The 23,761-nt window shown below is 55.1% G+C and carries 14 protein-coding genes; 13 read left to right on the forward strand and 1 reads right to left on the reverse strand.

Features of this window, described 5'->3' with window-relative positions:
• The first annotated feature begins 388 nt into the window (after positions 1 to 388).
• The 9 genes from NF78_RS31550 to NF78_RS24710 all read left to right on the forward strand — a co-directional run bounded on the left by NF78_RS31550 (position 389) and on the right by NF78_RS24710 (position 13,729).
• Positions 389 to 610, forward strand: a complete 222-nt coding sequence (locus NF78_RS31550; protein ID WP_156119960.1) for a hypothetical protein — start codon at positions 389 to 391, stop codon at positions 608 to 610.
• Between the two features lie 256 nt (positions 611 to 866).
• Positions 867 to 6,347: a PAS domain S-box protein gene (locus NF78_RS28590; protein WP_052050918.1), complete on the forward strand. Its 5,481-nt coding sequence runs from the start codon at positions 867 to 869 to the stop codon at positions 6,345 to 6,347.
• 18 nt (positions 6,348 to 6,365) lie between these two features.
• Entirely contained in the window at positions 6,366 to 7,910 is a 1,545-nt protein-coding gene (locus NF78_RS24680; protein WP_035992583.1) for a response regulator, read from the forward strand.
• A 61-nt stretch (positions 7,911 to 7,971) separates the two neighbouring features.
• A complete protein-coding gene (locus NF78_RS24685; RefSeq protein ID WP_035992586.1) occupies positions 7,972 to 8,349 on the forward strand; it encodes a response regulator in 378 nt (125 codons plus the stop codon).
• A gap of 505 nt (positions 8,350 to 8,854) precedes the next feature.
• Positions 8,855 to 9,139 carry a hypothetical protein gene (locus NF78_RS32635; RefSeq protein ID WP_052050919.1) on the forward strand — a complete coding sequence of 95 codons (285 nt, stop codon included), beginning with the start codon at positions 8,855 to 8,857 and terminating at the stop codon, positions 9,137 to 9,139.
• 95 nt (positions 9,140 to 9,234) lie between these two features.
• Entirely contained in the window at positions 9,235 to 9,537 is a 303-nt protein-coding gene (locus NF78_RS24695; protein WP_035992588.1) for a hypothetical protein, read from the forward strand.
• Positions 9,538 to 10,117: 580 nt separating this feature from the next.
• Positions 10,118 to 11,701, forward strand: a complete 1,584-nt coding sequence (locus tag NF78_RS24700; RefSeq protein ID WP_035992591.1) for a hybrid sensor histidine kinase/response regulator — start codon at positions 10,118 to 10,120, stop codon at positions 11,699 to 11,701.
• Between the two features lie 9 nt (positions 11,702 to 11,710).
• Positions 11,711 to 12,541, forward strand: a complete 831-nt coding sequence (locus NF78_RS24705; protein WP_035992593.1) for a CBS domain-containing protein — start codon at positions 11,711 to 11,713, stop codon at positions 12,539 to 12,541.
• Between the two features lie 78 nt (positions 12,542 to 12,619).
• Positions 12,620 to 13,729: an iron uptake porin gene (locus tag NF78_RS24710; RefSeq protein WP_263970631.1), complete on the forward strand. Its 1,110-nt coding sequence runs from the start codon at positions 12,620 to 12,622 to the stop codon at positions 13,727 to 13,729.
• Here NF78_RS24710 and NF78_RS33115 read toward each other — a convergent pair.
• Positions 13,718 to 13,858, reverse strand: a complete 141-nt coding sequence (locus NF78_RS33115) for a hypothetical protein (protein ID WP_156119961.1) — start codon at positions 13,856 to 13,858, stop codon at positions 13,718 to 13,720. The two genes, NF78_RS24710 and NF78_RS33115, sit on opposite strands and share 12 nt — an antisense overlap.
• A gap of 241 nt (positions 13,859 to 14,099) precedes the next feature.
• Between NF78_RS33115 and NF78_RS28595 the strand changes: the two genes are divergently transcribed.
• From NF78_RS28595 to NF78_RS24730, 4 genes are all read left to right on the forward strand, one after another.
• Positions 14,100 to 17,060 (forward strand): ATP-binding protein, encoded by a 2,961-nt coding sequence (locus NF78_RS28595; RefSeq protein ID WP_052050921.1) that lies wholly within the window; start codon positions 14,100 to 14,102, stop codon positions 17,058 to 17,060.
• Complete coding sequence (locus NF78_RS24720; protein ID WP_035992596.1) at positions 17,053 to 20,190, forward strand: CHASE2 domain-containing protein; 3,138 nt, start codon at positions 17,053 to 17,055, stop codon at positions 20,188 to 20,190. The genes NF78_RS28595 and NF78_RS24720 overlap by 8 nt, the downstream gene beginning before the upstream one ends.
• Before the next feature lie 103 nt (positions 20,191 to 20,293).
• A complete protein-coding gene (locus NF78_RS24725) occupies positions 20,294 to 22,075 on the forward strand; it encodes a hybrid sensor histidine kinase/response regulator (protein WP_225885411.1) in 1,782 nt (593 codons plus the stop codon).
• Positions 22,068 to 23,213 (forward strand): response regulator, encoded by a 1,146-nt coding sequence (locus NF78_RS24730; protein WP_035992599.1) that lies wholly within the window; start codon positions 22,068 to 22,070, stop codon positions 23,211 to 23,213. The genes NF78_RS24725 and NF78_RS24730 overlap by 8 nt, the downstream gene beginning before the upstream one ends.
• Positions 23,214 to 23,761: the final 548 nt, after the last annotated feature.

The following is a 23,761-nucleotide window of genomic DNA, read 5'->3' on the forward strand; positions in this document are numbered from 1 at the left end:
TTTTCAGCTCTCTAGGGCTGTTTTCTAGCTAAAACAATCTTCTAGTCGCAACGGTTCAAACCGGAAAGAAAGCTGGGGGAGAAGAAAGTTACGTGATTCCACCAGCCTGGAAACAAAATCAATTTTTTGAAGAAAATTCTGGCCCTTAATACCTAGGTGGAATCACGGAAAAACTAACCCCAAACGCCTGGAATTGTTGACTTATGTTGCGCTACCAGGGCCTTGATTTCTGCCGTCAAATCTGATTTTTTGATTCTTTCAACAGGTACATCCATTTATCAAAGTCGGGCGATCAAAATCGGGGCGAATCGTCTCAGTTTTGAAGCAGAATGGGAACTATTTAATTCTCTAGACTAGGTTCAGAATGGCAACCCCTCCGCCTCTACAATTGGCAAGATGTCTTGCCAACCAGGGCTCGAAACGGGAGTATGCCCGTGAAGTACGCCTGCCCACAACGGTAGCCAACCGGCCAGCGGTGGTGACACCGGCCGCTAAGGGGGTGGCGTCTATTGACCTACTGCAACTCAACAGCCCATGGGCCGATCGCCGCCGCCCTCCAGCGGAGGCATCGGCGGTCAACAGCAGTTGTCGTTCGACTTGGGCCGCCTAGGAGCTAAGGGTTAAGCTAAAGATTTAGACTGAATGGTGCTGAGGGCCTGAGCGTGGATAAATAAAATAGGCTGGGTCCCAGCTAGACGGGGGCCCATTAGTGCAGAGCGGTAACGTCAGATCGTTGATCCAGGTATGGCCAATCTAGCCCCATGCCTCAAAGTTTCAATCTATGGTGTCGTTGCTCTGCAGGTTAGTCAAAGGTAAAGGGGATGGCCGCGATCAGCAATAGCATCTGCACGCTAGGGAGTTGGGGCATGGCGCTGGCCCTGGCGTTGACCAATGGAGCCTGGCTAATCCAATCGATCCTGCGGGCTCGTCGCCGCTCGGCCACCTCGATGCCGGCCGACCCCGCGGTCACCGAACGCGCCCTGCAGGTCAGCGAGGCGCGCTACCGGGCGATCGTAGAAGACCAGACAGAGCTGATTTTCCGCTCTGCGGTCGATACCACCCTGCTGTTTGTGAATGGGGCCTTTTGCCGCTACTTCGGCCTCGATCGCGACGAGATTTTGGGCCAGAGCTACAACCCGGTGATCTACGAGCCCGATCGCGCCTGGGTAGCCCAGCGGCTCAGGCTGCTGGGCCCAGACAATCCCACCGTTACGGTGGAGAACCGAGTGGTGGTCAGGGGCGAGATTCGCTGGACCCAGTGGGTCAGCCGACTGCTGCTCGACAAGCAGGGCCACTGGAGCGAGGTGCAGTCGGTGGGGCGTGACATCACCGATTTGAAGCGGGCCGAGGAGGCGCTGAGGCAGAGCGAGAAGCGTTTGCTCGATGCCCAGCGCATTGCCCGCGTGGGGAGCTGGGCTTTTGAGATCGCCACTCAGGAGCTGTCCTGGTCGGAGGCGCTATTTCACATTTTTGGGCTCGACCCGACCCAGCCGCCGCCGACCTTCAGTGCCTACCTGCGGCTGATTCACCCGGACGATCGCAGGCGCCTGCAGCGGACGGCCCAGAGAGCGATCAGCACCGGCAACGCCTGCGAAATTGAGCATCGGATAGTTCAGCCGGGGGGGGCGGTACGCCACGTGCTGGGGCGGGCAGAAGTCCAGCGCGATGAGCGGGGTCGGGTGGTGCGGCTGATGGGTACCGCCCTCGACATCACCGATCGCAAGCGCATGGAAGCGGCGCTCCAGGAGAGTGAAGCCCGCTTTCACACCCTGATGGCCAACCTGCCGGGAATGATCTACCGCTACTGCCCCGGCAATCCGGAGACGGCGGGGCAGTTTACCTACGCCAGTGCCGGAGCCTATGACCTGCTGGAACTGACCCCAGCCCAGGTGCAGGCCGACGCCAGTGCCCTCTGGCGGCTGATCCACCCCGACGATCTGGTCGACCTGCAGGCGTCGGTGGGGAGCGCTGTTGAGGCCGGCACCGACTGGCACTGGGAAGGGCGGTTGACCACCCCCTCCGGCACGCTCAAGTGGATTCAGGGCCACTCGCGCCCTCAGCAGACCGACAGCGGCACGGTGTGGGACGGCCTGCTGATCGACATTAGCGATCGCAAGTTTGCAGAGCTAACCCTGCGTCAGTCGGAAGCCCGCTACCTGTCTATTCTGGAAGACCAGACCGAACTGATCACCCGCTTCCAGCCCGACGGCACCCTGGTCTTTGTCAACGATGCCTTCTGCCGCTACTACGATCTGCCCCGGGAGCAGCTGCTGGGGCAGAGCTACAAACCCCGCATCTACCCCGACGATCAGCCCCTGATCGATCGCTGCCTCGCCGCCCTGACCCCCGAAAACCCGATTGGGCAGGTGGAGCACCGCGTCTTTGCCAAGGGGATGGTGCGGTGGACCCAGTGGACCAATCAAATTATCTACAACGCCCAGGGCGAGTTTGTGGAGCTGCAGTCGGTGGGCCGAGACATCCACGACCGCAAACAGGCCGAGCTGGCCCTGCAGCAGAGCGAGCGGCGCTACGCCACCCTCACCAACGGTTCCCCGGTCGGCATTTTTCGCTTCAATCCGGCGGGGGAGTGCCTGTACGTCAATCCGCGCTGGTGCGAGATGACCGGCTACAGGGCGGCGGAGGGGTTTGGCCTGGGGTGGATGCGGACGATCCACCCCGACGATCGCGATCGCCTGTGGGCGGACTGGCAGGCCGTCCTCAACCAAAAGGCCAGTTTTCGGGGGGAAGGTCGCCATCTCACTCGCGCCGGGGAGGTGCGGTGGTTTGACTGCCAGGTGGTGCCCGAACTGGATGAGGGCGGCGACCTGCTCGGCTACATCGGCACAGTGTCGGACATTACCGATCGCAAACGGGCTGAGCTGGCTCTGCAACAGAGCGAAACCCGGTTTCAAAAACTAGCGTCCGCCTCCCCAGCGGTTATTTACACCGTGGTAGAAGGACCTAGGGGCGTTGTGCACTTTGACTACCTGAGCCCAGCCGCCGAGCAAATTCATGAAATTCCCCTGGACACCCTGCTCCAGCAGGGGCATCTCGTGTCGGATCAAATCCACCCCGATGACCGAGAGCCCTATGCCCAGACCTACCAGGCCTGCAGGCAGGCTATGGTTCCGTTCAGGTTCGAGTGGCGCATCGTCACCCCCTCGGGTCAGATCAAGTGGCTGAGGGCCAGCTCAGGGCCAGAAGCGCGGGCCGATGGCACGGTGGCCTGGCATGGCATTGTCCTGGATATCAGCGATCGCAAGCAGGCCGAAGCCCAGCTTCAGCAGGTGCAGGCGGCCCTGCTGGAGGCCCAGCGGATTGCCCACATCAGCAACTGGTCCTTCGATCTGGAGAGTCAGACTATCAGCTGGTCTCCCGAACTCTTTCGCATGTTTGGGCTGAAGCCCGACCAGGGAGAACCGAGCTACGGTGACTACCTGACCATGGTTCACCCCGACGATCGGGTCGTTTTGCAGCAGTCGATCGCCCGGGCGATTGAGGCCGGAACCCCCTACACCATCGACTATCGGGCGCTGCTGCCCGATGGCTCAATGCGATACCACGAGGGCCGGGGCGAAGTGGCCCGCAACGCCGAGGGAAAGGTGACGGGGCTGTTTGGCACCGCCCTGGATATTACCGAGCGCAAGCAGATTGAGCTGGCCCTGCAGGCCAGCGAGACCCGATTTCGCGCCATCTTTGAACAGGCGGCGGTGGGCATCAACCAGGCTGATGGTTCGGGCCGCTATGTGGAGGTCAACCAGTACTTCTGTGACCTGCTGGGCTACACCAAGGATGAACTGCTTGGCCTAAACTATGCTGACCTCTCCCATCCAGACGAGTTAGCCGAGCAGCAGCCTCTGTTTCGCAACCTGTTTCACCAAGACTCAGCAATCTTAGAACTAGAGAAGCGCTATCGCCACAAGCATGGTGAGTGGATCTGGACCAGCGTCACCCTCTCTGTGATCAGAGATGCCGACGGGCAGCCGATCGCAGACCTGGCGATTGTGATCGATATCCGCGATCGCAAGCGGGCTGAACAGGCCCTGGTACAGGCCAATCAGCGCATGGAAGCCATCCTGGCCGCCTTCCCAGACCTGATCTTTTACATCACGGCCGATGGCCGAGTTTACGACTTTCAGGTCAGAGACAACCGGGACCTCTACAGCGCCCCGGAGACCTTTCTCAACCAGACTATTCAGAGCATTCTGCCCCCGGATACTGGGGAGCGGCTCTACCAGGCGGTGCAAAAAACCCTGGCCGAACGCACCCTGGTCGCCATTGAATACGGTTTACCCCTACCCACTGGAGAAGCCTTCTTTGACGCCCGCATTATGCCCCTGGACGAAACCAGCGTGATTGCCGTCGTGCGCAACATCAGCGATCGCAAACAGGCCGAATTTGAGCTGCAGCGGCTGAACGAAGACCTGGAGCGGCGAGTTGAGCGGCGCACCCAGCAGCTGAGCCAGAGCGAGGAACGCCTGCGCCTGGCGCTGGCGGCCTCCCAGCAGGGCCTCTACGATCTCAACATCCAAACCGGAGAGGCGATCACCAGCCCCGAATATGCGCTCATGCTTGGGTACGACCCCGCCACCTTCAGCGAAACGCTTCAGCAGTGGCTGGAGCGGCTGCACCCCGACGACCAGGCCACGGTTGCCGCCACCTATGGGGCCTACATCGCCGGAGACATAAGCGAATACCAGGTGGAGTTTCGCCAGCGCACCCGCAGCGGCGACTGGAAATGGATTCTCTCCACGGGCAAAATTGTCGCCTGGGATGAAGCCGGGCAGCCGCTCCGCATGCTGGGCATTCACACCGATCTGACCAACCTCAAACAGGCCGAAACCGCGCTGCATCAGCTCAACGCCGAACTGGAGCAGCGCATCGAGGCGCGCACCTACGACCTCCAGCAGGCGGTAGAGGCTGCCGATGCGGCAAACCAGGCCAAGAGCCTGTTTTTGGCCAACATGAGCCACGAGCTGCGCACCCCGCTCAATGTCATTCTGGGCTTTACCCAGCTGATGCGCCACAACCGCGACCTCGACCCAGAGCAGCAGGACTACATCCGCATTATTCACCGCAGCGGCGATCACCTGCTGCACCTGATCAACGACATTCTGGACCTGTCCAAGATCGAGGCCAACCGAATTAGCCTGGAGGTAGACAGCATCGACCTGCTGGAACTGCTGGAAGACTTGTGCAGCATGTTTCAGGAGCGAGCCGACGAAAAAGCTCTGGCCTTCAGGCTCAAGCTTGCCCCTGACCTGCCTCAGCACATTCTCATCGACCCCAGCAAGCTGCGCCAGGTGTTGATCAACCTGCTCAGCAACGCCATCAAGTTCACCCAATCTGGCGAAGTGATCCTGGAGGCCACCCTAGTACACCAGGACTTAGCGCTGGAGCCAACCCTCGCCTTTGCGGTCCAAGATACGGGCATGGGCATCGCCCCCGACGAGCAGGCCAGTATTTTTGACGCCTTTACCCAGGCCAAGGCCGGGCGCATGTCCCTGGAGGGAACGGGGCTGGGCCTGGCCATCAGCCACAAAATTGTCAGCCTGATGGGCGGGCACCTCACCGTCTGCAGCAGGCTGGGCCAGGGCAGTCGCTTTCAGTTTGCTATTCCGCTGCGCCTGGCCCAGGTTAGCGATGTCCTGCCCAGTGCCAACTCCGGTGTGGTGATCGGGCTGGCGCCGGGGCAGCCCACCTACCGCATTCTGGTGGTAGACGACCAGCCCGACAACCGCCAACTGCTGGTTAAGCTGCTCTCTCAGATTGGGTTGTCGGTGCAGGCGGTTGGTAGCGGGGCGGAGGCGATCGCCCGCTGGCAGCGCTGGCAGCCCCACCTGATCTGGATGGACATGCGGATGCCCGGTATGGACGGCTATGAGACCACCCGGCGGATTCGGGCGGCGGTAGCCCAGCAGCCGGACCTGGGTACCGCCGCCCCCATTATCCTTGCCTTCACGGCCCAAGCCGCTAGCGACGCCCAGCGCCGGGCCCTGGAGGCCGGCTGCGACGATTTCCTCAGCAAGCCAATTCAGCTCGACTTGGTGTTGACGAAAATGGCCCAATACCTGGATCTTCGCTACCGCTACGATGTCCCTCCCCCCGTGGCAGCGGCCAGTCCAGCAGCCAGCCTGAACAGCCAGACGCTTCAGGTCATGCCCCCCGATTGGATCGCGGAGCTTCACCGGGCGGCCATTTACTGCGATAGTACCGATGTCGCCCGGCTGATTGAGCAAATTCCCGCCGATTTCTCTCCCCTGATCGATGGGCTCAACCGGCTTTTGCACGACTACAGGTTTGAGGTGATCATGGACCTGACCCAGCCCCAAACGTCCCCTGACTAACTCCTTTTGGCAGAACAGATGAGAATTTTACTGGTCGACGACGATGAACTGCTGGCCCAAACCCTGGCGGATTTTTTGATCTCGCAGCACTACGCTGTCGATTGGGTCACCGATGGCGAAATGGGCTGGGACTATGCTCAGGCGGCCACCTACGACCTGATCGTACTCGATGTCAATTTGCCTCAGGTTGACGGCGTGCGCCTTTGCCAGCAGCTGCGCCAGAGCCAGTACGGCGGCCCTATTTTGCTGCTGACGGCGAAGGGAGACAGCGCTGACAAAGTGATGGGTCTCGATGCCGGGGCCGATGACTACCTGGTTAAACCCTGCACCCTGGACGAGCTGTCGGCCCGCATTCGCGCCTTGCTGCGCCGTCCCACGGCGATCGCCAATCCGCTGCTGCAGTGGGGCGATCTCTGCCTCAACCCCGGCACCTGTGAGGTCAGCTACCGGGGGCAGCCGCTGGCCCTGTCGCCCAAGGAATACAGTCTGCTGGAGCTGTTTCTGCGGCATCCCCAGCAGGTGTTTAGCAGCAGCGTTATTCTCGAACACCTGTGGAGCTTTTCGGAGATCCCGGGGGAAGAAACGGTCAGAACCCACATCAAGCGGCTGCGGCGCAAACTAAAGGCGGTGGGGGCCGAGCAGGCGATCGACACAGTTTACGGCATGGGCTATCGCCTTCAGACGTTGCCAGATTCCCCGACCGCCCCTGACCCTGTACCCGTGGGAGACCAGGCTCGCCAGGCGGTTGTCTCCCTCTGGGAGACGCTGCGGGCTCCCATTCTCAAACGCCTGAGCAGTCTGGAGCAGGCGGTGGCGGCGCTGCAAACCGGCCCGCTAACTGACCCCCTCCGCCAAACCGCCGCGGTAGATGCTCACAAACTGTCCGGGTCCCTGGGCATGTTTGGGTTTGCTGAGGGCTCGCGCCTCAGCCAGGAGATAGAGCGCTGGCTGGCCACCCCCGAAGAGGATGAGGACGGTGACCAGCTGCGATCGCGGGTGGAGGCCCTGCGCCAGGAACTGGAGCGATCGCCCACCGCCCCGGTCACCCCTGTGTCCCAGCCGGTTGTCCTCCCTCTCACCCCACCCCCAGGGCCACGGCTGGGGGAACCACAACCGCCCTCTGGACCCAGCAAGGTGCTAGTCCTCGACGATGACGACACCATTTTAGCCACGGTCCAGCAGCTGCTAGCCCATTGGGGAATCCAGACTGTCATCCTCAATGACCCTCTGCAGTTGTGGCCAACGCTGGCTAGCGAGTTGCCCGATCTGCTGATTTTGGACGTGGACATGCCCCACCTCAACGGCATTGAGGTCTGTCAACTGCTGCGGGATGACGATACCTGGAACGGGCTGCCGATTCTGTTCCTGACCGCCCATCGCCACCCGGAGGTCATTCTCCAGCTCTACAGCGCGGGTGCCGACGACTATGTGGGCAAGCCCTTTACCGAACCCGAACTGGTGACCCGCATCTTCAACCGCATAGAGCGCAACCGCCTGCTCCAGGCCTGGCGAAAGCCCAGCCAGCCTCTTTCTAGCGGTCTGGATGGGGGCGGGGAATACTGACATGGGGTGGTTTAAACCCTGCTCCGCCGCAGGCCCTGCGGTCTGTCCATACGATATCCCTATGAAACAGATTTTAGTCATCGACGACGAAGCTGATATTCGTATCGTTACCCAGGTCAGCCTGCAGATCACCAAGCAGTGGCTGGTGCTGACCGCCGGTTCCGGAGAAGAGGGGATCGCGATCGCCACTGAAAAACAGCCCGACGCCATCCTGCTCGATGTGGTAATGCCCGATGTCGATGGGCTGATGACCCTCAGCGCCCTCAAGCGAACCCCGGCGACCCAAGGGATTCCGGTGATCATGCTCACCGCCACCGGAGGTATCGTGACCGAGCTAGAGTACGCTGAACTGGGAGCTCAGGCGATTGTGACAAAGCCCTTTGACCCGGCTATTTTAGGCGATCAGATTGCCACCGCCCTGCACTGGGACCAGGACTAGCGGTAGGCGGCAGGGACTGCCCCCAGACCAAAGTTATAGCGATGGCCATTGCGCTTAGGACATGGGCCTCTTCCAACAGCAAAAACCGGGGCGGCGCGATGGCCTATAGCCATCGCTTCAGGGGCATGGGTCATGTCCTAACAGTTCTGGCGATGACTATAACCGGGGAAAGTCCACGGTTGTCATCCTGACGCCATGCTGAGGAAAGCAGCGCCAGAAGGGCAAGGGAACGTGCAGAAAAAGGCCCAGAGAGCCGAGTTCAGGAATAATTCCTGTACACGTGGATGTCACATTTTTTACCTAAGCTTTGACCTAGATGGATTAGAGTCCACGCCGATTGGACCGATAACCTAGGCCCCCCTGACTCCGGGGCAGGCAAGGTAACTGGGTCGCCCCATCAAGGGCTAGGCCAGGTAAACCCAAACCCACCTGCAGCAGCGGCCATAGGTTGGGAAAATCCAATCTCGATTTTGTCCCCTCTGTTCAACCTGATTCTTGAAGAGAAATGGTTCCTTCCGTTGTCGACGAAAGCCTTGTTCAGCCCTTTAAATACTGGGATAAGACTATACAAAAGGGAATATTTTACAATCAGGAACTGTACATTCAGCTCAGGTCATTCGCTAAGGATGAACGGTTAAAGGCCTACGAAGCAGCCTTTGAACAGTCTCAACAGGGGGTGATCACCTGTATTTCAGTGTCGCCGAGTCATTACACCATCTGGCTCAGGTTGCGATCGCTCAATCAAAACCTAAAACTCAATCTACAGCCCGCTGAAATGAGCGCAAGGTAGACGAGCTATCCTATAAAATTCGTCGAAATTCTTCCCAGGGTGATCGAAAAACCAGGCCTTCAGTTACTTTAAAGTCCAGCTTCATTTGGTGCAGTATGCGTCTATCTCCGGCAACAACCTACTACATTCGAAATTTGCTGACCTCCTCAGTTAAGACTCAAGAATCTGCTGGCAATCAGAGTTTTTATCGCAGGGCTCTTCTCAATTTAGAAACCGCCTTAAAAGAACAACCTTTTCTTGACCATGGCTCTGAACTGATCCAAAGACTTGAAGATCTGGTGCTTCTGCACAAAACCCTTAACGCTCAGGCCATACTGTATGCCAGCTATAGCCAGGAATTGTCCATGCTAGAGCAAGAGATGTTCAAACTTTTAGAAGCCTGGGAAACCGTATGCTGATATTGCGACTGCACCAGCACCCGGCGATCGCGGGAGGGGAAGAGGTTGAGCCCCAAAGCAGCAAACCCCGCAGGGGTAAGGCCCTCTCCAGGGCGTTCTGACGAATGGGGGCAGGGTGAGCCGTCCTTTGCTCCAACAGACCCTGCGGCTTTACCGGCACTCATGCCGACAACAGGTCCTAATGAGTCGGGTGATTGGGTGGAGAGTGAGGACCGAGTTGATGGGAGCGTTGCCCGCTAGCCCACTGTTCCAGCAGCGGAGTGTAACACGATATGGGCAAGCCGTTTCCCGAGGGAGTAATCTTAGAGAATACTGAACAAAAAGCAGGGGGCAGTCCACTTAGGCCGATCCCAATCCTCAAAAAGACAAGTTCCATAACCCATGGCCTGGGCCCTGGCTATGATTTCCGGTGTCGGGTATAGCCGCCACACCAAACTGCCATCCCAGGAGTAGATCGGAAATTGATTAAGACTGAGGAGGAAGTCCTGGCAGCCAATCTAACCTGAGCCAAGATCTTGGTCCAAAGCTTTAGCTGTGTTCAATTGACGCTTCTCTTCCCATTGACTCGGCCCTAGTTTAAATGAATTCATCCCTAGATAATCACTCCAAAGGCAATATTCTGGTTGTTGATGACTCCCCCGACAATCTGCGGGTATTGTCTGCCAATTTGATTAAATTTGGGTACGAGGTTCGCTGCGTTACAAACGGCCATATGGCCCTGGTCAGTATTAGCCATCGCCTGCCCAACCTGATCTTGCTCGACATTAGGATGCCCGATTTAGACGGCTATGAAGTCTGCCGTAGACTGAAGGAAAATCCCAAAACCCAAGACATTCCAATTATTTTTCTGAGTGCGGCTGACGACATCAGCGCAAAGATAAAAGGATTTGAGCTGGGGGGAGCCGATTACATTACCAAGCCCTTTCATACCGAAGAAGTTTTAGCCCGGATTGCCCATCAGCTGACGATCCAGAAACTACAGAATCAACTAACTCTAAAGAATCAAAGTCTTCAGCAAGAGATAGAGGCTCATACTCAAACAGAGGCAGCGCTGCAGAGTGCTAAAGAGGCGGCTGAGGTGGCAAACTATGCCAAAAGCAAGTTTATAGCCAAAATGAGCCACGAGTTGCGTACGCCCTTAAACGCAATCTTAGGCTTTTCAGCACTGATGGAGCACGACCTATCCCTTACTGAGGAGCATAGGGAATACATTACAAGCATTAACCAGAGTGCTCAGTCTCTACTTCTGCTCATTAACCAAATTTTAGCCGTTACCAAAGACGAGTCCAGCCAAATTTCCCTGAACAACCGGAATTTTGACCTGCACGCTCTACTCAATACCCTGACCTTGACCTGGCAGACCAAAGCCCATCAAAAGGGGCTTGAGTTTGCTTTCTACCGGGCCTCAACGGTACCCAGGTATGTTTTTGCTGACGATGGAAAAATACAGCAGGTATTACTGAACTTGCTCAAAAATGCTGTTCAGTATACCTCTGTGGGAAAAATATCCATTCGGGTGACGAGGGGCGAGGGGACGGACTGGGATTTAGCGGGATCAGCGGCCGAAGACGTCGATCTTAAGCCGCTGATCCCGCTGTTTTTTGAGATCGAAGATACGGGGTCTGGGATTTCCGACGATGAAATTGAGAAACTGTTTGAGGCTTTTTCACAGACTGAAGCAGGCCAGCGGTCAGGGCAAGGGGCGGGGTTAGGCCTTTACATTAGTCGGCAGTATGTTCGAGTGATGGGAGGGGAGATGACCGTTACCAGTATCCCTGGTGTGGGTACAAAGGCTCGATTTTATAGTCTCTTTCAGATCGTTGCGGAAAAGCCAGATTCGCAAGATACACCCATGTTAGCTAAAGCAGTTGATCAGAGCGACTGCGACCGCCAAGACCTGTCCTTTTCGGTTGCCTCTGGGCTTTCGATGGATACGGCCACAGAGTTGATGATCAGTGCTACTGACTCAGGCCTCTCCAGGGACTGGGTCATTCGGCTGAATCGTTCGGCTAATCAAGGTTTAGATCGTCAGATCACAGCGCTGCTTAAGGATAATGATTTGGTAGGCCCTCCCTTAGCAAATATACTGGCTGAGTGGAATCGAAATTTCCAGTTTGACCAGATTTTAGCGGTTACTCAGCGGGTTTTAGATCAAAATCTTTAAGTTGGCCCTATGGAACGTTTGCTTGAGGCAGCCATTCAGCATCCCTTTTTAACGGCTTCGGCCGATGTCTCTGTGGACAATGCGATCGCGCTCCTCGGCCGGACAGAACAGTCCTGCCTGCTGGTGGTTGAGCCCCAGCACAAACAGCTGCTGGGGGTATTTACTAAGGGTGATGCACTGCGGTTAATGGCCGGTGGCATAGATTTGCGCTCTTTGACGCTGTCCGTCGTCTTGCCCCATACCTGCATCTCCCTTGAACGCAGTAAGTTGCGATCGCCTGGGGATCTGTTGCAGCTTTTCCACCGGCATTCGCTGACGATACTGCCCATTGTGGACGACCGGGGCTGCCCCGTTGGTCTGATCACCGCAGACACCCTGCTGCACAGTCTGCGGAGTCAAACGATGGCGGCTGACCCCGGCAACGCCGTGGACAAAGGGAAACTGGCGTCAATCCAGACCTCGATTCAAACCTCGTCAATTAAAACCAATCACCTCCTGGATTCTGAGGCCTTCCACCGAGATCTCGAGCAGGCAACCCTACGCGATTTGCGCCTGGCCGAAAAGCGATTGGAGCTGTTTTTTGCCCAATCCCTCGATGGTTTTTTCTTTATGATGCTGGATCAGCCCGTGGCCTGGAACGATGGAATTGATAAGCAAAGCGTCCTGGACTACGTGTTTGCCCACCAGCGCATTACTAAAATCAATGACGCCATGCTAGAGCAATATGGGGCGACCCGAGAGGAATTTGTCGGGCTTACTCCCAACGATCTATTTGCCCATGACTTAGCCCACGGTCGCCAGATATGGGGTCAGTTTTTCGGGAGCATGTCACCTTTGTAACCCAATGGCTCCATTGAGATAAGCACAACGATGGGCCAGCACCTGGGGAACATTGTCCTCATTCCACTGGGCCCCTGCATTGACCCCGAAGATTTGGCTGCCATCCGCCGCCTACAGCAAGAGTTCCAAGCCGAATTGGCCACCCTGCGCGGTCGTGTCGATGCTCTGGAAGCCGAAACCGCGACCCTGCGGGCTCAGCAGTTCTCGACTACCACCAAACTGCGCGGTGAGGCGGTATTCAACTTAATCACGCCCTTTGACACCCTGGCTCCCGAAACCAGCACCAGTGTTGCCTCTCGGGCTCGTCTGAACTTTGACACGAGTTTTTCCGGTCGCGATCGCCTGCGCATTCGTCTACAGGCCGGGGATGGTAACGCTATCACGGGTGGCCCCGGCAACCCTCTGGGCGGTCTAGCTACCGCTGCTGGCGGTGGCTTTAACGTCGATGTCACCACCTTCGCCTACAGCTTTCCCCTCGGCAACCGCATCAATGCTACTGTTTCTGCGCGAGGCAACGCTGGCAGGGACTGGGTAAACCCCGCTACCCGCCCCTTCGATGGCCCTTCCGTGGCCAACGCGGGTCGCGTTCAGTTCTATGACACCTTTGGCAGCACGTCTAACGGTGCTGGCGTTGGCCTGAACATCGCCTTCACCGACAACCTGATTCTGGACTTGGGCTACACCGCTTCGAATCCTGGCGGTGCTACCAACCCTGCCGTTGGTATTGCCGCTGCCCGAAACCAGAGCTACATCGCTCAGCTTAATCTGGTCAACGCTGGAATTCTCAATTTAGCGGCGGCCTATCTGCACAGTGATGGTGCGGCCGCTGGCTTTGCGGTTCCCACCGCCACCGATACCTTTGCAGGGCTGGTGAACCTCAACTTTGGCGGGTTCTTTATCGCTGGCCACGGGGCGTTTACCTCGTTCACCGGGGGAGACGACTTTAGCTGGACGGCGGGTCTCGGGATCAACAACTTCCTGGTGGAAGGCGCAAGATTTGGCGTGTACGGTGGTCAACTACCCACTGCCAGTCGTCCGCAATGTGCTGATTCCAGAGTCGCTGCCCGCCCTGGTGCTGGGCCTCACCCTGATGGTGATCAGCCTGATTGGCAACTCAGCCATGGCGGGGGTAGTCGGCGGCGGCGGGCTGGGCGATCTGGCCATTCGCTACGGCTTTCAGCGCTTTGATACGCGGGTGATGCTGTTCACCGTGGTGATTTCTAGAGTCTGCATGTCAGCCGGATCGCTCTCCTCGTAGAGCAATTGAGCGATTGCTGCGAGATGAGTTTTGAGTTGGGTGGCTTTCTCAGGGGTCATCAGTTAGGCCTTTAGGTCAACACTTGCATCCTCACCTGTTTCAGCCGACCTTGCAAACCTGACATGCTCCCAGTTTTTCGACGCTGGTAAGCTGCATGTTGAAACCCGAGAACGCAAACTGGACGGTACTCCCATCTGGATTGAGGGGGATTACATTTGCCTCTACGATGAGCAGGGCAATATTACGGGTCACTTTGGTGTTCAACGGGACGAAACTAGCCGCAAGCAGTCAGAAATTGCGTTGGCAAAACGAGAACGCTATCTGGCAGCCCTGGTAGAAATTCAGCAGCAACTGCTGCAAACTAAAACCCATCAATACCAGTACGATGAAATCTTAGCCCAACTTGGGTTGGCCTCTGGCGCTTCCCGAGTGTACCTGTTTGAACGTCATTGCGATCGGCAGGGTCAAATGCTCATGAGCCAGCGGGCCGAGTGGTGTGCCGCCGGTATCTCACCTCAACGGGACAATCTGCTGCTTCAAAACTTACCCTACCCAGACTTTCTCCCCCGCTGGGCTGCCGAACTGGATAGCGGCAACCGTATCCATGGCCTTGTGGCCGACCTACCTGAACCAGAGCGCCTGGTGCTAGAACCCCAGGGCATTTTGGCGATTTTAGTTTTGCCGCTGAGGGTCAAGAATCAACTGTTTGGGTTTATTGGCTTTGACAATTGCCAGGTAGCCTGTGAGTGGGACTCACTGGAAATCAACTTACTCAATGCCGCCGCCGCCGCGCTGGCCCTGCACCAGGAGCATCTCCAGCTGCATCGGGAACACCATCAGGCTGAACTGACGCTGCAGCGGCAGCAGGAATTCCTTCGCAACGTCATTGATACACCCACCAATTTGATTTTTGCCAAAGATTGGGAGGGCCGATTTGTGCTGGCCAACCAGGCGGTGGCTGAGCTCTACGGGACTACCGTGGAGAAACTGATTGGCAAAACCGACGCCAATTTTAACCCCAATGCTGCAGAAGTGGAGCTTTTTCTTCAGGCTGATCGCGATGTGATCAGCACCGGCAAGCCTCAAATCATTGAGGAGATGATAACTACTAAAGCGGGCAAACCTCGCGTTTTTAGAACAATAAAGAAGCCCTTAAAGACGATTGACGGGAAATCCGTGCTGGCCCTGGGGGTGGCTACCGACATCAGCGATTACAAGCAAATGGAGCAGGCCCTCCGTCTGATTGTGGAAGGGACGGCGGCTAAAACGGGCCAGGATTTTTTTCGATCGCTGGTGCGTTACCTAGCCGAGGTTTTGCAGGTTGACTATGCCTGTGTGACTGAGCTGATCGCGCCCCACAAAAGTAGGGCGTTTACCCTGGCTCTCTGGCAGGGGGAGACCTTTGGGGAGCCGTTTGAGTATGCCCTGGCGGGTAGTCCCTGTGAGAAAATTTTGGCGGGCGATATTGTCTACTACCGCGATTCTATTCAAACCCATTTTCCGACCCTGGAGCATTTGGCGGCGATGGGAGTCGAGAGCTATTTGGGGATTCCTCTAACCAATTCTGGGGGAGACATCATTGGGCACCTGATGGTTTTAGATCGCAAACCATTAGTAGATCAAGAGTTTTCCCAGCAAATTCTTCGAATTTTTGCGGCCCGGGCAGGGGCCGAACTAGAGCGCCAGCAAGCTGAAAATGCCGTCGCGACGCTCCTGCTTCAGACTCAGGAGCAGGCTTTAGCCCTAGAAAAAGCGAAGGAGGCGGCAGAAACCGCAAACCGAGCCAAAAGTGAGTTTTTGGCCAACATGAGCCACGAGCTTCGTACTCCGCTGAACGCCATTTTGGGGTTTACCCAAATTATCGACCGAGACTCCTATCTCAATTCAGAAACTCGAGAATACATTTCAATTATTGATCGCAGCGGACAGCACTTACTGACCTTAATTAACGATGTGCTAGAGATGTCAAAGATTGAAGCCGGTCGGCTCAAGCTTCAAACCACCGAGTTTGACCTCTATCACCTGCTTAATACTCTCTACGAAATGCTCTACCTCAAGGCCAGCGCCAAGCGCTTGAGCATGACCTTTAACCGATCTCCCCACCTGCCCCAGTATGTTTTTGCCGATGAAGGAAAGCTGCGACAGGTGCTGTTGAATCTGCTGGGGAATGCAATTAAGTTTACTGAGCATGGCGAGGTTACGCTGCGGGTAGATGCAGCGCCACAGCCTGACGGTAGCCTGGAGTCTATGCTGCTCCGGGTGGCGGTTGAGGATACGGGTTCTGGCATTGCCCCGGAGGATCTAAAACGGTTATTTTCTCCCTTTGTGCAGACCCGCCGGGGGCAACAGACAGGAGAAGGTACGGGCTTAGGTCTGACCATTAGCCAAAAATTTGTGCAGCTGATGGGTGGCACGATCACCGTAGAGAGTGAGGTTAATCGGGGCAGTCAATTTCAGTTTCAAATTCCGATTAGGGTTTCATCCCGCGGGAAGGATGTGACTGTCTATCCTGCTCGCAGGGTTGTGGGTTTGCACCCCAGACACTTACCCTGCCGATTGCTGATTGTCGAAGACCATTGGGAGAATCAGCAGGTTTTAATTCAGCTGTTGCGGCCCTTAGGCCTCGAAGTTCAGGTGGCTCAGAACGGTCGAGAGGGGGTCGAGCGATGGGCCCAGTGGCATCCCCAGATTATTTTGATGGATATGCGGATGCCGATTATGGATGGGTGTGAGGCGACTCGGCACATTCGAGATCAGGAGCAGCAGATGAAGGCTGTGGCAACCGGGGACTTTCAGGCGACCAAGATTATCGCGGTGACCAGCAGCGCGTTTGATGAAGAGCGCTCGATGATTTTGGCCGCCGGCTGTGATGATGTGATCAGTAAGCCTTTCCGGGAGCAGGAGGTGTTTGCCAAGTTGGCCCAGCATGCCGGATTGACCTACATCTATACAAGCGACATCGCCGCGGTGGCCCTGGGGGAGAGGGCGCCAGAGGCCCCGCAGGCGATCGCTGTCCCCACCATCCCGACTGCCGCCGAGCCTGGCGAGAACAGCGGCGATCCCGCCCTGGGCGATCTACCCGAGGACTGGGTTCTTCAACTGCACCAGGCCGCCATTCTGGGGAGCGATCGCCAAATTTTGGCATTGATCGACCAGTTGCCCAGCACCCATGATTCCCTGGCGCAGGGGCTGCGCGCCTGGGCCAATCGCTTTCAGTTTGAGGAAATCTTGGCGCTGACCAGGACAGCGGGCTATGAATAGACGTCGCAGCCCTGGGCTTTGGCGACTGTTGCCGGGCGTGCTGGCCGCCGTGGCGATCGGGCTGTTGCTGTGGAGCAATGGGTTTCAAGCCTTAGAACATATCATCTACACTGAGCTGTTTGAACTGCGTGGCCCCACGGCCATCGACGAGCGGCTGGTGATTGTGGCTATTGACGATGCCAGCCTTGCCCAGCTAGGGCGGTTTCCCTGGCCGCGTCGGTACTACACTCAGCTGCTCAATCAGCTGAGCCGCGATCGAGCCAGCGTGGTGGCCTTCAACTTACTCTGGTCAGAGCCCAGCCCAGAGGACGCTCAACTGGCGGAGGCGATCGCGCAGCAGAGGGCGGTGGTACTGGCCCAGGCATGGGATCCCAGGGGCGAAATGCTGACGCCGGTGCCGACCTTAAATGAGGCTGCGATCGCCACCGGTCATATTATGCGTCAGGAGGACAACGATGGCCTGGTACGTCGGCTCCAGCTCAATCGGCAGGGACAGCCCGCCCTGGCGATCGTGGCTCTGCAGGCCTACAGCTTGGTGGCAGCCCCGGCTACGCTGCCCGACGTTGCCGCTGCCTCCCTGTGGGTCAACTGGCCTGGCCCCGCCGACCAGTTCCAGACCTTTTCTTTCGCCGATGTTTTGCAGGGTAAGGTTCCAACCGCCGCTTTGCAAAACAAAATTGTGCTGGTTGGGGTAACGGCAGCCGGACTTGACCCCCTCATCACCCCCTTCGATCGCAACCCCCCGGCCAGTGGCCTGCATCTCCATGCCGCCGCTATTGATAACCTGCTCCACCCCAGGGCACTGAAGCCCCTGCAGTCCCCGCAGATTTGGCTGGTAATTCTGCTCACTGCGCCAGGGTTGAGCTGGTTTATGGCGGGTTGGAATACCCGTCAGCAGCTGATCACAATGGTTGGTCTGTGCGGCGGCTGGGGGTTGCTTAGCCTGGGGCTGTTTCACCTGCACTACTGGTTGCCTACGGCGGCTCCGGTGTCGTTGTTTGTGGCCACGGCGGCCGCTGTAGCCCTCAGCGATCGCCTCCGCGAAGACCATCTGCTCAGGCGGCAGGTCTCCTACCTGTGGGAACACTACCACCAGGACCTGATCCTGCCTCTGGAGCCAGGGCAGCCAGTCGCCAAAACCGCAGCCCTACCCCGACCCCGGGGAGCGGTGTCGCAGGTGGCGCAACTGGCCGATCTGGCGGAGCAGTTGGGGCGTTCCCAGGCCATGCAAACGGCGATCGCTCGTACCCTACCCATGGGGCTGCTGGCGGCCGACTGGGGCGGCACCATCTGGTTTTGTAATCCTGTCGCCCTTGACCTGCTGCAGGTCGCAGTGGGTAGTCCCATCGACCAGGCTCTGATCCCCCAATGGCTTAGTCCTGCCCAGTGGCAGGCCAGTCTGGCCACCCTTAGCCTGGGCTACCCCTTCCGCTATCACGACATCCAGTGGAACAACCGCTGGTTTGACCTTGTGTTGCAGCCGCTGCCTGCCTCCCCACTGATTTCTCATTCCCCCACCAGCTCAGCTGCGCCAAGCTTTTTGCTGGTTTTAGAAGAAACGACTGCCCACAAAGAGGCGGAGGCCAACCTGCAGCGCGCCAAGGAAGCCGCTCTGCGCGAGGCCGAGCGTAGTGAAGCCGCCAGCCGTGCCAAAGGAGACTTTTTGGCCAACATGAGCCACGAGTTGCGTACCCCGCTAAACGTAATTCTGGGTTTTACTCAGGTCATTAGCCACGATCAGTCGCTACAGATTGAGCACCGCAACCACCTCAAAATTATCAACCGCAGTGGTCAACACTTGCTGGGCTTGATCAACGACGTTTTAGAAATGTCTAAGATTGAGTCGGGTCGAGTTCAGCTCAATGAAACCAGTATCGATCTCTACGCTCTGCTCGCTGACTTAGAAGCCATGGTGCGCTTTAAAGCCGAAAGCAAGCACCTGAAACTAACTTTTAAACGCGCGGCTGAGCTACCCCAGTATGTCACCACTGACGAAAGCAAACTGCGCCAGGTCTTGCTCAATTTAGTTGGCAATGCGATCAAATTTACTGATGTGGGGGAGGTCAGCCTGCAGGTAAAATCCTGTGAAAATAGGTCAAATCGCCCCATCACCCTGACATTTCAGGTTGAAGATACCGGTTTGGGCATTGCGGCTGAGGAGCTTAACCACCTGTTTCAACCCTTCAGTCAGGTTGGTTCTAATCATCGTATCTCCGAGGGTACGGGTTTGGGTTTAGCTATTAGCCAAAAGTTCATTCGTCTGATGGGAGGCGACATCACTGCCCACAGCAGCCTAGGGAAAGGGAGTATTTTTCAGTTCTACATACAGGTTGCCCTGGCCGATAGAACTGAGCCCAAAGTTTTATGGTCAGAGGGACGGGCGATCGCCCTTGCGACTAACCAGCCCGAGTACCGCATTTTAATAGTCGAAGATCAGTGGGAAAATAGTCAACTACTCGTTAAACTCCTAGACCCCATTGGTTTTCAACTGCGGGAAGCCAGGCATGGTCAGGAAGGTGTTGAGATCTGGCAACAGTGGCATCCTCACCTGATCCTGATGGATTTACGCATGCCCGTCATGGATGGGGTAAAAGCGACCCAGGTCATCCGTTCTATCGAGTACGATCGCCAGCAGATTCTGTGCTTGAGCAACGCTACTCCCCCCAATGGAACAGAAGTCGATGCCGCACATCTCCCCCTTGATTTTCCGAACCGCACTAAAATTATTGCGCTAACCGCCAGCGTTTTTGAAGAGACAAAATCAAACGCAGCAGCAATCGGCTGTGATGATTTTTTGCGTAAACCACTCCAGGAAACCCTGCTACTGAGCAAAATATCAGAGCACCTTGGGGTACGCTATATCTACGAAAAAAATTGCTTACAGCCCGCTGATGAGCCGAATGTTAGTTTGGCTTCTGCTCAAGAACTGGCTGATCTGCTGGCGGAGATGCCCTCAGACTGGATTCAACAACTTCATGACTGTGCTATTCGAGGCATTGACAAAGTAATTTTGAGCTTGATCCAACAAATACCCGCGAACCTTGCTCCGTTGACCATAGCGCTGACCCACTGGGCAGAGAATTTCCTCTTCGACGAAATTATTTTCCTCACCCATTCGCAGCTTAAATAAACACACTTCATCGACCAACATTAACCCTTCTAAGATGCACCTCAGGCTGTTTCGATATCTAACCTTCAAGCAATCGCCTAAACTGCCACTTCGACTAATATTGGTGGTTCCCTTTGTTTCGCAGGTAGCTTTAGCGGTGGGTTTGACCGGTTGGTTCTCACTCCTGAATGGTGAAAAAGCCATTGCTGAACTTGTTACTCAACTACATCTTCACCTGGCCAGCCAAGTTACGCATCACCTTGAAGATCGTTTGGCTTTACCTATTTTGATTAATGAGCTAAATACAGATGCGATCAACACTGGCCGCTTAGATCTGAGTAACTTTGAACAGATCGAACAAACATTTCACCGCCAAATAAAATTGTTCGACGTAGGTTATATCAATTTTGCTAACCCTCAAGGAGAGTTCATTGGTATTGAGCGGTCGAGCAACGGTCAAATACTAATCAACGAAACGCGCCAACCGTTCTTATCCAGAATGTCTATTTACCAAACCGATGCAGAGGGGAACCGCATAGGGCTAATGGAGGTTAGCCATGATCAGCCTCCAGTGGTAGAGGAAGCCTGGTATGCTGACGCGATTGCGGCCCAAGCACCCGCCTGGAGTAGTATCTACCAGTGGGATGACAAACCTGAAATCATGTCTATTTCATCTAGCTATCCTATTTATGATGAGGACAATACTCTGCAGGGAGTAATTGGCGTCGACTTGCTGATTTCCGACTTAAACCAATTCTTGAGAGATTTAGATTCTGGTGGAGAAATATTTATTGTTGAGCGCAGTGGTTTGCTAGTAGCCAGCTCAAAACCAGAACCTTTTTTTGCTAATAATGCCGACAATAGTCGTTCTTATGCTGTTGAAAGCAAACATCTTCTAATCCAAAAGGCAGCGAAATGTTTGCTTAATAAATATGGCAGTTTTAGCGAGATTAAGTCTAGTCAGCAGTTTGACTTTCCCGTTTTAGGGAAGCGAGACTTTCTTCAGGTGACTCCTTGGCAGGATTCCTATGGCTTAGACTGGCTAATCGTAATTGTAGTGCCCAGATCAAATTTTATGGAGCAGATTAATGCCAATACGCGCACTACAGTGCTGCTGTGTTTGCTAGCTTTAATATCTGCTATTTTTCTGGGTCTGATAACTTCACGATGGATGAGCCAGTATATCCATCGTTTGGTGAAAGTTACCCAGGAGATTGCTGACGGAAATCTCGAGCAAACAGTTGATAGCCAACCTATCCAAGAGCTAGATGATTTAGCTCAGACCGTCAATCAAATGGCTCTGGAATTAAAGGAATCTTTTTTTGAACTTGAAGATCGAGTTGCCCAACGCACCGCTGAACTCTTAGAAGCAAAAAATACTGCTGAGATGGCTAGTCGTGCGAAAAGCGAGTTTTTGGAGTCTATCAGCCATGAGTTGAGAACCCCTCTCAATGCTATTTTAGGCGTTACCCAGGTGTTTCAGAGCAGTGATTCTCTCAGCCCTGAAGACCAGGAAAACTGGCAAATAATCTATCGAAACGGCAACCATTTGCTGGCACTAATTAATGACCTACTAGCAATCGCGAAAATTGGCAAATATCAAATGGAGCTAGCGAGCGATCGGTTTGACCAACGGTTGACGCCGCAGTTTTCCGATAGCGAACAATTGGACAAGCCACCTGTAGATCTAGACCTTAAAGGCTACCTGACGCAGATGTCCCCTGATTGGATTGATCAGCTTCACTGCGCTGCTATAAAGGGGCTTGATCACGATATCATTTATCTTATTAGTCAAATTCCAGCAGAACTTTCTTTGTTGGCTTTTAGCTTAACTGCCTGGGCCAAGGACTTTCGGTTTGAAAACATAATTGATTTAATTCAAAAAATAAAAGAAGATTATGAATAAGGTAGCCAACCTAAGCAGCTATTCTCAAGACAGCAAGAGAGTAGATATTTTACTCGTAGATGACACCCCGGACAATCTGCGAGTATTGTCTGCCATGTTAACAAACCAAGGGTATGAGGTTCGTAAGGCTTTAAGTGGGCAGCGGGCGATCGCCTCTGTCCAAGCCGACCCGCCAGATTTAATTTTGCTCGACATCAAAATGCCTGAAATGGATGGCTATAGGGTTTGTCAGCATTTGAAGGCAGACCCCAAAACCCGAGATGTACCCATTATTTTTATCAGTGCGCTAGACGATGCTACAGATAAGGTTAGGGCTTTTGCGGCGGGAGGGGTTGACTATGTTACCAAGCCTTTTCAAGAAATGGAGGTCCTAGCCCGAATTGAGCACCAGCTCTGTATTCAGAGACTACAGCAACAGTTGATAGAGCACAATCGAGAACTTGTTCGCTCCAATCGAGAGTTAGAGCAATTTGCCTATGTCGTTTCCCACGACCTGCAGCAGCCGCTGCAAGGCATTACTGGATTTGCAAAAATTATGCAGCTAACCTACCAAGAGACTCTGGATGAGGCAGCTTTAGACTATCTCAACCGGATCTACAACTCCGGTAGTCGAATGCAGATTCTAATCCAAGAGCTATTGTCCTACTCCAAGGTAGGGGTCGGAGATAAGGCGATGATTCCGGTTGATGTTAAAGAGGTTTTGAAGCAGGTCTTAGATAATCTTCACAGCGATATTATCCAGGGTGAAATTAGCGTTGACTATGAATCGCTTCCCACGGTGCTGGGTTATGAAGCTCAGCTAATTCAGTTGTTGCAAAATCTTATTAGCAACGCTATTAAATTTGTCCATCCTGGGACGCCCCCAAAAATTGAAATTTCTGTGCGGGAGGATGGTAATCACTGGCTATTTCAGATTCGCGATCATGGTATAGGTATTGAGTCCCATAACCTTGAAAAAGTTTTTGATATCTTTCGAAGAACCCAGGCTGCGGAACATTATCCAGGCACTGGCATTGGCCTAGCTACCTGTAAAAAAATTGTTGAGAACCACGGTGGACGAATTTGGGTTACGTCTCAGCCAGGCGTAGGAACGACGTTCTTTTTCACGCTGTTGCCCTGTTCAGGTTACGTTGGATGAACGCCCACCAGGCTTAGCAACGACCACCCCATTCAGGCTGCTGACTTAAGTTGGATTGCCAGAAGACCCCCAACGCCATGAATGGGGCCACGCGACAGTATGTGTTGGGAAACCCCTATGTCTCCGTATTTGATGTCCACAGGAATGCCACATTTGATGCATACACTTTAAAAGTGTACGTAACTCATCGAGAGGGGTATAGCCATCGCCAGAACCGTTAGGACATGACCAATGCCCCTGAAGCGATGGCTGTACGGCATCGCACCGCCCGAGTTTATGCCTTTGGAAGAGGCCAATATCCTAAGCGCAATGGCCATCGCTATAAGGGAAGTACCCGATTGGTCTAATTCTAAATACTTAGCCAATATCAGCAATCTTCACAGTCCTAGAAACACCTCAAAAGAGGTGTTTAGACTAGGCTAGATTGTTGTTCAAGGGTTAGCAACTCTATGTTGGGTTCGCAATCAGACTGACGACATAGCAAGGATTTCCGAAGTTAATTTGAACAGCCTGAGCCTTGAGATTATGCTTAGCAGGTCAGGATAGCT

This window comes from Leptolyngbya sp. KIOST-1 (genome assembly GCF_000763385.1).
Taxonomy (GTDB): Bacteria; Cyanobacteriota; Cyanobacteriia; order Phormidesmidales; family Phormidesmidaceae; genus Nodosilinea.

Coding starts and splice junctions, on each gene's coding strand:
- NF78_RS24700 (WP_035992591.1), top strand. CDS start 10,118: ATGAATTCATCCCTAGATAATCACTCCAAAGGCAATATTCTGGTTGTT.
- NF78_RS24695 (WP_035992588.1), top strand. CDS start 9,235: ATGCGTCTATCTCCGGCAACAACCTACTACATTCGAAATTTGCTGACC.
- NF78_RS24730 (WP_035992599.1), top strand. CDS start 22,068: ATGAATAAGGTAGCCAACCTAAGCAGCTATTCTCAAGACAGCAAGAGA.
- NF78_RS33115 (WP_156119961.1), bottom strand. CDS start 13,858: ATGACCCCTGAGAAAGCCACCCAACTCAAAACTCATCTCGCAGCAATC.
- NF78_RS32635 (WP_052050919.1), top strand. CDS start 8,855: ATGGTTCCTTCCGTTGTCGACGAAAGCCTTGTTCAGCCCTTTAAATAC.
- NF78_RS24720 (WP_035992596.1), top strand. CDS start 17,053: ATGAATAGACGTCGCAGCCCTGGGCTTTGGCGACTGTTGCCGGGCGTG.
- NF78_RS24680 (WP_035992583.1), top strand. CDS start 6,366: ATGAGAATTTTACTGGTCGACGACGATGAACTGCTGGCCCAAACCCTG.
- NF78_RS24685 (WP_035992586.1), top strand. CDS start 7,972: ATGAAACAGATTTTAGTCATCGACGACGAAGCTGATATTCGTATCGTT.
- NF78_RS24705 (WP_035992593.1), top strand. CDS start 11,711: ATGGAACGTTTGCTTGAGGCAGCCATTCAGCATCCCTTTTTAACGGCT.
- NF78_RS28590 (WP_052050918.1), top strand. CDS start 867: ATGGCGCTGGCCCTGGCGTTGACCAATGGAGCCTGGCTAATCCAATCG.